At 65.1% G+C, this 9,031-nt stretch carries 7 protein-coding genes and 1 pseudogene; 4 read left to right on the top strand and 4 right to left on the bottom strand.

All coding sequences use genetic code 11. The annotated features are described in order from the left end of the window. Nucleotides 1-210 precede the first annotated feature (210 nt). A complete protein-coding gene (gene mscL, locus EOA60_RS08685; protein ID WP_095777596.1) occupies nt 211-633 on the bottom strand; it encodes a large conductance mechanosensitive channel protein MscL in 423 nt (140 codons plus the stop codon). A gap of 250 nt (nt 634-883) precedes the next feature. On the opposite strand from mscL, the gene EOA60_RS08680 reads away from it, so the two are divergent. Further along, nucleotides 884-4,369: a PAS domain-containing hybrid sensor histidine kinase/response regulator gene (locus EOA60_RS08680; RefSeq protein WP_128311243.1), complete on the top strand. Its 3,486-nt coding sequence runs from the start codon at nt 884-886 to the stop codon at nt 4,367-4,369. On the opposite strand, the gene EOA60_RS08675 is transcribed toward EOA60_RS08680, so the two are convergent. Both EOA60_RS08675 and EOA60_RS08670 read right to left on the bottom strand, forming a co-directional pair. After that, nucleotides 4,370-5,029, bottom strand: coding sequence for a response regulator transcription factor (locus tag EOA60_RS08675; RefSeq protein ID WP_066996819.1), 660 nt, complete (start codon nt 5,027-5,029; stop codon nt 4,370-4,372). A gap of 121 nt (nt 5,030-5,150) precedes the next feature. After that, nucleotides 5,151-5,588 carry a hypothetical protein gene (locus EOA60_RS08670; RefSeq protein WP_095826081.1) on the bottom strand — a complete coding sequence of 146 codons (438 nt, stop codon included), beginning with the start codon at nt 5,586-5,588 and terminating at the stop codon, nt 5,151-5,153. Nucleotides 5,589-5,698: 110 nt separating this feature from the next. Here EOA60_RS08670 and EOA60_RS08665 point away from each other — a divergent pair, with 110 nt between their 5' ends. Then, nucleotides 5,699-6,046: a DUF952 domain-containing protein gene (locus tag EOA60_RS08665; protein ID WP_095826055.1), complete on the top strand. Its 348-nt coding sequence runs from the start codon at nt 5,699-5,701 to the stop codon at nt 6,044-6,046. Next, nucleotides 6,043-7,122, top strand: coding sequence for a quinone-dependent dihydroorotate dehydrogenase (locus tag EOA60_RS08660; protein WP_095826056.1), 1,080 nt, complete (start codon nt 6,043-6,045; stop codon nt 7,120-7,122). The genes EOA60_RS08665 and EOA60_RS08660 overlap by 4 nt, the downstream gene beginning before the upstream one ends. Here the strand turns inward: EOA60_RS08660 and EOA60_RS08655 are convergent. After that, complete coding sequence (locus tag EOA60_RS08655) at nt 7,115-8,455, bottom strand: MATE family efflux transporter (protein WP_164748406.1); 1,341 nt, start codon at nt 8,453-8,455, stop codon at nt 7,115-7,117. The genes EOA60_RS08660 and EOA60_RS08655 overlap by 8 nt on opposite strands. A 123-nt stretch (nt 8,456-8,578) precedes the next feature. Here EOA60_RS08655 and EOA60_RS08650 point away from each other — a divergent pair. Beyond that, nucleotides 8,579-9,031: pseudogene (locus EOA60_RS08650) on the top strand (histone deacetylase); the annotation flags it as partial.

The following is a 9,031-nucleotide window of genomic DNA, read 5'->3' as shown; positions in this document are numbered from 1 at the left end:
GAGCGGGATCAGGCCTTCGCGCAAGCGGCCGTGATTGACGACGGCGACAATGCCGCTTTCGGGGGCAGCACGGGCTTCGGCGCGCAAGGTCTCAATCAGGGTCATGGACAAAATCCGTGCTCGTTTTGCTGCGCTCTTACCAGATCACCGAACAGAAAACCCCAGCCGCAAGCGGCCGGGGTTTTGGTCCAGCAAAGAACGTTGGATGCGTTATTTCCTGGCGAGCAGGTCGCGGATTTCGGTCAGAAGCTGGACATCCGCCGGCGGCGGCGCCGCGGCAGGCGCGGGCTTCTCTCGCTCCAGCCGCCTGCGCAGATTGTTCACCGCCTTGACCATCAGGAAAATGATGAAGGCGAGGATCAGAAAATTCAGCACGACGGTGATGAAGCTGCCATAAGCGAAAACGGCGCCCTCTTTCTTGGCTTCGGCCAGCGTGGCCGAGTGCACATTGGAGGACAGCCCAAAGAAGTAATTGTTGAAGTCAAGCCCGCCGAAAATCGCGCCGATGATCGGCATGATGATGTCATTGACCAGCGAATCGACGATCTTGCCGAAGGCGGCGCCGATGATGACGGCGACGGCCAAGTCCATCACATTGCCCTTGGAGATGAATTCCTGGAATTCTTTCAGCATCCGACCCTCCTTGCCATAACGGGCCGCGCTGCCGCCCCGGCTCTCCGGCGCCGGCCCCGAAGCCACAATAACAAAAACCCCCAGTTGCAAAACCGGAAAAAGGTCGGAGCCGCCGGTTTGTGCCTAACCGGTTCGCGCTTCTGGGCGTCACCAAGCACCTATGCGCCGAAAGCCGCGGTGGACTTGGCGTCAAAGCTGTGGTTGCGTTTGATAACCGGACGAGCAGCCGGTCAGGAAGGAAGTTCGAACCGTGCAAGGCTGGTTCGTCGTCATCATCGCGATCGCCTATGTGACGCTGCTTTTTGCCATCGCCAGCGTCGGCGACCGGCGCTCCGTGGCAGCCGGACTCGGCCGCGCACGGCCCTCCATTTATGCGCTCAGCCTCGCCATCTACTGCACCTCCTGGACCTTCTTCGGCTCGGTCGGGCTCTCCTCCGAGCGGGGTCTCGAATTCCTCGGCATCTACACCGGCCCGGTGCTGGTCTTCGTGTTCGGCTTCCCGCTGCTCAACCGCATCGTCCGGCTGGCAAAGAGCGAAAAGATCACCTCGATTGCGGACTTTCTCGGCGCCCGCTACGGCAAGAGTTTTGCCGTCGCGGCGATCGCGACCCTGATCGCCACGGTCGGCGCCGTGCCCTATATCGCGCTGCAGCTCAAGGCGATCTCCGGCTCGGTCAGCCTGATGATCGAGCACTATACGGGATCGCCGCCTTCCTTTGATCCTTTTGTAAGCGACATCTCGCTGGTGGTGGCGATGCTGCTGGCGCTGTTTGCGGTCCTGTTCGGCACCCGCCACGCCGACGCCACCGAGCACCAGGACGGGCTGGTGCTGGCGGTCGCGGTCGAGACGGTGGTCAAGCTCGCCGCCTTCCTCGCCATAGGCCTTATGGTCACGTTTCTCATCTTCGGCGGCCCCGGCGACATGCTGGCGACGCTCGGGGCGAATGCCGAGGTGCGCCAGGCGATGGGCTACAACACGTCCTTGGTCACCTGGCTGGTGCTGACGACCTTGAGCGGCTTCGCCATCCTGATGCTGCCGCGCCAGTTCTACGTCACCATCGTCGAGAATCGCAGCGAGGCCGAGCTGCGCACCGCGACCTGGGTGTTTCCGCTCTATCTCGTGGCGATCAACCTCTTCGTCCTGCCGATCGCCTTTGCCGGGCTGTCGCTGGTCGGCGCAAGGACCAGCAGCGACCTCTACGTCCTGTCGCTGCCGCTATTCAGCGGCCACGACGTGCTGGCGATGATCGCCTTCATCGGCGGCCTGTCGGCGGCCACCGCCATGGTCATCGTCGAGAGCGTGGCGCTGTCGATCATGATTTCCAACGACCTCGTCATCCCGCTGTTCGTGCGTCGATTGCTCAAGACCACTTCTTCGGAGAACGAAGACTGGTCGACGCTGATCCTGAACGTTCGGCGAGCGTCGATTTTCATCATGCTGTTCATCGCCTTCCTCTATTACCGCGAGAGCACCAACAGCGCGCGGCTGTCCTCGATCGGGCTGATGTCCTTCGCAGCGATCGCGCAATTCGCGCCCGCCCTGGTCGGCGGGCTGATCTGGCGCCGCGCCAATGGCCGGGGCGCCGCGCTCGGCATGGTCGCCGGCATCGCGGTCTGGGGTTACACGCTGCTGCTCCCTTCCCTCGTCGGTCCCGGCTCCGACTTTGTCGTCCATGGACTGTTCGGCTTCGAGGCGCTGAGACCCCAGGCGCTGTTCGGCACCGTCGGCGAGCCGCTGAACCACGGCGTGCTGTGGAGCCTGTCAGTCAACACGCTGTTCTTCGTGATGGGTTCGCTGTCGCGCGCATCGGTGCCGCTGGAGCGCATCCAGGCGGCGATCTTCGTGCCGCGCGAGGCGGGGCCGATGCCAAGCCTGCGCCGCTTCCGCACCGCGGTCACGGTCAACGACCTCAAGGACACGATTTCCCGCTATCTCGGCGTCGAGCGCACCGAGCGCTCCTTCCAGTCCTTCGAGAAGAACGCGAACGTCTCCCTGCACGGCAAGGAACAGGCCAGCATGGACGTCATCCGTTTCTCGGAGCAGTTGCTGGCGAGCGCCGTGGGCTCGTCGTCGGCGCGGCTTATCCTGTCGCTGCTGTTCCGCCGCAACGACCGCGACTCCACGGATGCCTTCCGGCTGCTCGACGACGCCACCGAGGCGCTGCAGCACAACCGCGACCTGCTGCAGATCGCGCTCGACCAGATGGAGCAGGGCATCACCGTCTTCGACCGAGATTTGCGGCTGATCTGCTGGAACCGGCAATACCGGGCGCTGTTCGACCTGCCCGACGAGATGGGCCAAGTGGGCGTGTCGCTCGACCAGATCCTGCGGCATCTGGCCGAGCGCGGCGATATCGCCGCCGACCAGCGGGTGACGATGCTCAACCGGCTGACCAGCTTCGTCGGTCCTTGGCAGATGGAGCTCAGGACCAGCGGCCGCATCCTGGAGCTGCGTTCCAACCCGATGCCCGACGGCGGCATCGTCGCCACCTATGCCGACATTTCCGGCCGCGTCGAGCAGGACCTGGCGCTGAAGCGGGCCAATGAATCGCTGGAGCAGCGGGTCAGGAGCCGCACCGCCGAGCTCACCCGCGTCAACGAGGAGCTGGCGCAGGCGCAGATGCTTGCCGAGGAGGCCAATCTCAGCAAGACGCGCTTCCTCGCCTCCGCGGGCCACGACATCCTGCAGCCGCTCAACGCCGCCAGGCTCTATTGCTCCTCGCTGATCGAGAAGGCCGGCAAGGGGCCGGCCGGCAGGGCCGCGACCAACATTGAATCCTCACTGGAATCGGTCGAGACCATCCTCGGCGCGGTGCTCGACATATCGCGGCTCGACGCCGGCGCGTTGAAGCCCGAGGACACCGCCTTCAGCCTCGGCGGGCTGCTTGGCCAGATCGGCAACGATTTTCGCCCGCTCGCCGCCGAAAAGAAGCTCGGCCTGAAAATCATGCCGTCGTCGCTCGGCGTGATGACCGACCGCAATTTGCTTCGCCGGCTGATCCAGAACCTCGTTTCCAATGCGATCAAATACACGCGCGAAGGCCGCATATTGGTCGGCGTGAGAAGGCGCGGCGAGCTGGCCGAGATCCAGGTGATCGACACCGGCATCGGCATTGCCGCCGACAAGCTGAACACCGTCTTCCACGAATTCACCCGGTTGGACGAGGGCGCTCGCGAGGCCGAAGGCCTTGGCCTTGGCCTTTCCATCGTCGACCGCATCGCCAGGGTTCTCAGGCTCGAGATCCGCATCTTCTCCAGCCCCGGCAAGGGCACGCGTTTTTCCGTCATCCTGCCGGTCGCCGCGATCGCGGCGCCGCCGCGCGAGACGGGAAAGGCCTCCGCGCGCGCGCCATCCTCACTTGCCGGACTCAATGTGCTGTGCATCGACAATGACGCGCGCATCCTCGACGGCATGCGCCTGCTGCTCGAAGGCTGGGGCTGCAGCGTCGAGACCGCTTCGGGATCGCAGGACCTGATGCGCCCGGGTGCGGCAAGGCCGGATGTGGTGCTCGCCGACTATCATCTCGACGGCGGTACCGGGCTCGACGCCATCGCCAGGCTGCGCGCCGCCTACGGCAAGGATCTGCCCTGCGTGCTGGTCACCGCAGACCGCTCCAGCGAGGTGCGCACTGCTGCTGGTCTGCTTGATGTGCCGGTGATCAACAAGCCGCTGAAGCCTGCCGTGCTGCGCTCGATGATGGCGCGCGTCAGGGCACTGGCGCCCGCGGCGGAATGATCAGCTCACCGGCTGCAGCGGGTCGCCGCCGATCTTGGAAAGCTGGATGACCGCCTGGGTGCGGCTGTCGACGCCGAGCTTCTGCAATATAGCCGAGACATGCGCCTTGATGGTGGCTTCGGAGACGCCGAGCTCATAGGCGATCTGCTTGTTGAGCAGGCCTTCGGCCAACATGCCGAGCACCCTCGTCTGCTGCGGCGTCAGCGCCTGCAGGCGCTTGATCAGATCGGAAATCTCCGGGTCGCGCTCGACGCCGAGCTCGATGCCGGCGGGTGCTGCGATATCGCCGGCAAGCACGGTCAGGACGGCGCTGCGTATCTCCTCCATGCTTGCCGATTTGGAGATGAAGCCGGACGCGCCGAGATCGAGCGCGCGGCGGATGGTGGCTGGATCGTCATGAGCCGACACCACCACCAGCGGCACCGAGGCATGGATGCCGCGCAGCGAGATCAGTCCGGACAGGCCGCTGGCGCCCGGCATCGACAGATCGAGCAGCACCATGTCGATGTCTTCATTGGCGACGACCAGCGCCTTGGCGCTTTCGAAATCGCCGGCCTCATGGATGGCGGCGACGTCGCCTATGCCGGCGAGCGCTTCCTTCAGCGCGCCGCGAAACAGCGGATGGTCGTCGGCAATGACGAAAGTGTGGCCCGACGGCAAATACTCCTCCCCGGATCCCATTGCTGACTGAGTGCTTTCTTAGGGGATCGGAACGATTATGCGGCGGCGCGGCGCGTTTTCAAGCAGCAAAGGCCGCGCGCGCAGGCTTTTTCCCGGGAGCTCAGGTCTTTTGCGGGCTGGGCTTTGCGCCACCGTCGCCTTCCTGCCTGTCGATGTCCTTGACGATATCCATGAAGCTGCGGAAGAAGCGCTCCATGTAGCTCATCGTCTTGTTGAAATCCTCCTCGCTCGGCAGTTGGGACTCCAGCCGGGCCGAGAGCGAGTTCTCGAGCTTCGCGACGCGCTCGTCGAGTGCCTTCACCGTGCTCTGCAGCCGGTCGATCTCGTCCTGGAAGGCGGAGCGCTCGTCGGCGGCCAACTTGCAGACGAGCTGGCCGGAGCGCTCCTCGCAGATCGACATGGCGCCGGTCTGGGTGTCCATGCGGACATAGCCGTTGGCGGACTTTTCGAGCCGATAGCGGTCCGTCTCCTCGGAATAGGCCGATGCGGCGACCAGCGAGCAAAGCGCCGCCGGGATTAGAATGTGCTGCAGACGCATGTTATCCTCCATGAGCCGTTGTGCGAACAATATCACAGGTTTGCGCCTGAAATGGGGAAGAGTTCGCAAGCACCCTTTCCCCCATGGATCGTTCGGACTATAGCGCGCCAATGTCTCAGTTTATCTACAAGATCGCGCCTGAAGCCATGTGGCGCGAAGCGGAACGGAACGGCCGCTTCACCGGGGCGCCGATCGACATCGCCGACGGCTTCATCCACTTTTCCACCGCAACTCAAGTGCGCGAGACGGCGGCCAAGCATTTCGCCGGCCAGGCGGACCTGCTTCTCATCGCTGTCGACGCGGCAAAGCTGGGCGACGCGCTGAAATACGAGGTGTCGCGCGGCGGCGCCCTGTTCCCGCATCTCTACGCCGCGCTCGCCCTCGACGCCGTTCTCTGGGTGAGGCCGTTGCCGCTCGGCGCCGACGGCCACGAATTCCCGCCGCTGGAGGACGAATGAGCGTGCTCGACCGGATCGGCCAAAAGCTGCTTTTCTCGTTCGACCCGGAAACGGCGCATGGCCTGTCGATCGCGGCTTTGCGCTGCGGCCTGCCGGCCGCCTCGCCTCCCCCGCGCGACGCGCGGCTCGAGGTCAGCGTCTGCGGGCTCGATTTTCCGAACCCGCTCGGCATGGCGGCCGGCTACGACAAGAACGCCGAAGTGCCGGACGCGCTGCTCAAACTTGGCTTCGGCTTCGCCGAGGTCGGCACCATCACGCCGCTGCCGCAATCGGGCAATCCAAAGCCGCGCATCTTCCGGCTGACCGCGGACGAAGCGGTGATTAACCGGCTCGGCTTCAACAATGAAGGGCATGGGGCCGCCGAAAGACGGCTTGCCGCGCGCAAAGGGCGGCCGGGTATTGTCGGCGTCAACATCGGCGCCAACAAGGACAGCGCCGACCGCATTGCCGACTATGAGCGCGGCGTCGCCCGCTTCGCGGCTCATGCCAGTTATCTGACGGTCAACATCTCCTCGCCCAACACGCCGGGCCTGCGCAACATGCAGGCGCGCGAGCAACTGGGCGAACTCCTGTCGCGCGTGGTGGCGGCGCGCGCGGCTGCGTCGGTTCAGCCGCCCATCTTCCTCAAGATCGCGCCGGACCTCGTCGAAGCGGAACTGGAAGACATCGCCGCCGAAGTCATCGAGAAAAAGATCGACGGGGTCATCGTCTCCAACACGACGCTTGCCCGGGTCGGGTTGCGCAGCGCAAGTCTGGCCGGCGAAGCCGGCGGGCTGTCAGGCAAGCCGCTTTTCGAGCGCTCGACGGCGGTACTCGCCCGGATGCGCAAGCTGCTCGGCTCACAAGTGACGATCGTTGGGGTCGGCGGCGTCGACTCGGCGGAAACCGCGCTGGAGAAGATCCGCGCCGGCGCCGATCTCGTCCAGCTCTATACCGGCATGATCTATGCCGGCCCGGCGCTGCCTGGCCGCATCGTTGCCGGCATGGCGCGGTTTGTGGAGCGCGAGCGGCTTGGCTCGATCCAGGATTTGCGCGACTCGGCTTGCGAGCGCTGGGCTTCAAAGCCGATCAGCTGAATGCCGTGCGCATCCTGAGCCTCAGCACCGCAAGCAGGCTGAAACCCCGCACCAGCAAAAAGACGTGCAGCGCGGCCCATAGGCCGTTGTTGCCGAAGGCGGGTGCCAGCGTGATCAGTGCCGCGGCGAAGGCCAGGAAAGACAGGAGCATCATGTTGCGCATGTCGCGCGACCAGGTGGCGCCGATGAAGACGCCGTCCATCTGAAAGGCGAGCACGCCGCTCAGCGCGGTGAAGGCCGCCCAGGGCAGATAAGTGTCGGCGACCGCGCGGACTTCCGGAGCGGTCGTCACCATCGCCACCAGCTGTGCGCCGGCCGTCAGCAGGATAAGACTGGCGGCAGCCGCCAGGCCAACGCCCCAGATCAGCGTCAGCCGGACAGCTTGCCGGAAAGGGGTGGCCGCATGCGCGCCGATGGCGCGGCCTGCCAATTGCTCGGCTGCGGTGGCAAATCCGTCCAGGAAATAGCCGGCGACGAGGAAGAAGTTCATCAGCACGGCGTTGGCGGCGAGCGTCACCGTGCCAAACTGCGCGCCCTGCCTGGTGAACAGCGCGAAGGCGGCAAGCAGCGAGAAGGAACGGATCATGATATCGCGGTTGAGCGACAGCATGCGCAAGTAGGCCGGCAGGTCGAGGATGCGCCGGCGTGACGGCCGCTCCAGCTTGCGGAACCGCCTCAGCACGATGGCAAGGCCGAGCATCATGGCCAGGAACTCGCCGGTGACGGTCGCCCAGGCAACGCCCGCCACGCCCCAGCCGAGCTCGAGGCCGAGCAGGAAGCAGAGCAGGATGTTGATGCCGTTGAGCACGGCCTGCAACATCAGCCCTATCCCGCCCTCGCCACGCCCCAGAACGTAGCCCAAAATGGCGTAGTTGATGAGCGAGAAGGGCGCGGCAATGAGCCTGATGCGGATATAGACCGACATCGCCGCGCTGACACGCGGCTCGGCGCCCATGAACCACTGGCCGCCTATCGCAAACAGCGGCGCAAGTGCTGCAAGCACCACGCCGGCGACGACCGCGATCAGCACGGCCCGCCAGAGCACCGCCTGCTCCTCCAGCGGATCGCCGCGTCCGAAAGCCTGAGCGACGAGGCCGGTGGTGCCGGAGCGCAGGAAGTTGAAGGTGGTGAAGACGACGTCGAAGACCAGCGCGCCTGCCGCCAGTCCGCCGAGAAGAGCCGCATCGCCGAACTGCCCGATCACCGCGGTGTCGACGATGCCGAGCAGCGGCGTCGTCAGATAGGCAAGGGTCATCGGCACAGCGATCGCCAGCACCGACCGGTTGGTGACGATGAAGGTCCCGGCGTTGATGTGGGTCGCACCCTTGTCCAAGGATTGCTGCCTTGCTCATTGCGGCTTGCTAGAACGGCCGATGTGCCCCAGTTTGCCGCTGCCGCGCAATCGCCATCGGGTGACGGCCAACCGAATTCCAGCTCTGGCGCAGGCCGCCCCATCATGCCTTTGCAGATCGTCCACCATCCCGACTACGACGCCGGCTTTGCCGTCAATCACCGCTTTCCGATGAGCAAATATCCGTTGCTGATGGAGGCTTTGCACAGCCGCGGGCTGGCAGCAGCGGGAGCGCTTTCGATGCCGGAACGGGCGCCGGCGGCGTGGCTCAAGCTCGCGCACGAGGCCGGCTATGTCGACGAGGTGCTCGCTTGCGAGGTGCCTGAAAAGATCGAGCGCGAGATCGGCTTCCCGGTCAGCCAGCGCGTGTCATTGAGAGCGCAGCTAGCAACGGCAGGCACGGTGCTGGCGGCGCGGCTGGCGCTGAAACACGGCATAGCCTGCAACGCCGCCGGCGGTAGCCACCATGCCAGGCGTGCCCAAGGCGCGGGCTTCTGCACCTTCAACGACGTGGCCGTGGCTTCCCTGGGCCTGCTTGCGGAGGGCGCCGGCGAAAAC

Origin of the sequence: Mesorhizobium sp. M1A.F.Ca.IN.020.06.1.1, assembly GCF_004023265.1 — a bacterium.
Classification (GTDB): domain Bacteria; phylum Pseudomonadota; class Alphaproteobacteria; order Rhizobiales; family Rhizobiaceae; genus Mesorhizobium.
Note: the sequence above shows the minus strand (reverse complement) of the source record. Positions and strands in the feature narration are given on the sequence as shown.

Excerpts from the sequence above, each read along its gene's own strand:
- mscL (WP_095777596.1), bottom strand. The coding sequence starts at position 633 with ATGCTGAAAGAATTCCAGGAATTCATCTCCAAGGGCAATGTGATGGAC.
- EOA60_RS08670 (WP_095826081.1), bottom strand. The coding sequence starts at position 5,588 with ATGCGTCTGCAGCACATTCTAATCCCGGCGGCGCTTTGCTCGCTGGTC.
- EOA60_RS08665 (WP_095826055.1), top strand. The coding sequence starts at position 5,699 with ATGTCTCAGTTTATCTACAAGATCGCGCCTGAAGCCATGTGGCGCGAA.
- EOA60_RS08660 (WP_095826056.1), top strand. The coding sequence starts at position 6,043 with ATGAGCGTGCTCGACCGGATCGGCCAAAAGCTGCTTTTCTCGTTCGAC.